Source organism: Escherichia sp. Lx600-2 (genome assembly GCF_036662595.1).
GTDB classification, from domain to species: Bacteria; Pseudomonadota; Gammaproteobacteria; order Enterobacterales; family Enterobacteriaceae; genus Escherichia; species Escherichia coli.
This window is the reverse complement of the sequence record NZ_JAYQWM010000224.1, coordinates 1-1,415: the sequence shown is the minus strand read 5'-3', so window position 1 is coordinate 1,415 and position 1,415 is coordinate 1. Positions and strand designations below refer to the sequence as shown.

Sequence of the window (1,415 nt, the reverse complement as noted above, 5' to 3'; positions counted from 1 at the left end):
AGGCTATGGCCCTGGTACGAGCGCTGAACAAAATGACGAAAGCAGGTATGCCTGAAAGCGTGCGTATTGCCTGAAAATACAACCCGCTACGGGGGAGACTTACCCGAAATCTGATTTATTCAACAAAGCCGAATCATACTAATAAATTTTCCAGCTTATCGCTGGTAAGCAATTCTGCCAGCGAATCACATTTCATAAAATCAATATCCATTTCGTCCAGAACATCACAGTAGCTGACATCATCAAGACTAATGACAATCACAGGAACACCCTCTTTGAGATCAAACACTAAGACAGGTAATGAAATGGAGTTTATCTTTTCAAAATCACTAAAAAACTGTTCAGTTCCATATTCACTGGCAGGAAAAAGAATCTCACTTAATCTCACACAATAAAAAACATGATAGTGTTCTTTAAGGTTATCCTTTAAAATATTAACAGCCTTAGTATATTTTTCGTTAATAAACTCTTTGACCAAATATTTCATAAAATTCTCCAACAAGAACCGACTGTAGGTCACCGGGCAAACGTTGCGGAATGGCGTCAGAGACGTCATTTTGCGGCGTTTGCCCTATCCTGCATCGCAGTGAAAAGGCAGGGACTGGCATAACTGCTGAGTAGCATCATTGCTGGCTTATCTCGCTACTGTTCTCGGTGCTTTCGTCCGCAGGTTCGGGAACAAGTAACTTGTGCCAAGGCATAGTTTTGTTGAGCAGCTCCATCAGAGGCTCAGCCAGCAGTCCCAAAATCCAGGTTGCCGTAATCACCGGTATAGTCAGATTTTGTGGCGTCCATAACTGGTGATCGAGATGATACCAAGTGATGACACACAAAATACCACCCAGCCAGAATACAGCCCATTTAAACGCACCAAGAATGGCTAACACAAAAACAAAGATAAAATGTAAAACACTCGCGACAAGAAGACGAAGATAAAACCATCCCCAGCCAAGCCACTTAACAAAAGTGCTCCCTGTTTTCACTGCAAAACGTTTCTTACGCTCCCTGGCAATTTCTTTCCTGAATTTAGCACGTTCTTCCCCCTGAGGGAATTGATAGATTTTAGCCATGAGCTACCTCATTTCGATCTCAAAACGAAGTTTATGCAATTATCCTCTGAAACCGTATGGTATTCTGATATCTAAGCCCTCACTTTCTTTATCTATTTTATAAGAAAACCTTAGCTTTGATGCTCTTCTTGCGACTCTCTCAACGATTTTAACTTCGAGATGATTAATCTCTGTATATTGATTTATTTTTTCAATATTTTTTTGCAGAAAAACCTTATTAAAATCCTTAAAATTCTGATAAAGGTAAACTTTTTCGCCATTATCTATTCTGAATAATTCAAGTTCATCCTTTAATACATCTACTTCAATGTCGAAAAATGTCTTTTTACCACTGCTGTATTGTTT

General features: G+C 39.4%; 2 protein-coding genes and 1 pseudogene. All 3 read right to left on the bottom strand.

Features of this window, described 5'->3' with window-relative positions; all coding sequences use genetic code 11:
- Positions 1-133 precede the first annotated feature (133 nt).
- Positions 134-556 (bottom strand): DNA distortion polypeptide 3, encoded by a 423-nt coding sequence (ddp1, locus tag OQV04_RS24625; protein WP_031942371.1) that lies wholly within the window; start codon positions 554-556, stop codon positions 134-136.
- Positions 557-623: 67 nt separating this feature from the next.
- Positions 624-1,070 carry a hypothetical protein gene (locus OQV04_RS24620; RefSeq protein WP_001074386.1) on the bottom strand — a complete coding sequence of 149 codons (447 nt, stop codon included), beginning with the start codon at positions 1,068-1,070 and terminating at the stop codon, positions 624-626.
- A gap of 39 nt (positions 1,071-1,109) precedes the next feature.
- Positions 1,110-1,415: pseudogene (locus tag OQV04_RS24615) on the bottom strand (replication initiation protein); the annotation flags it as partial.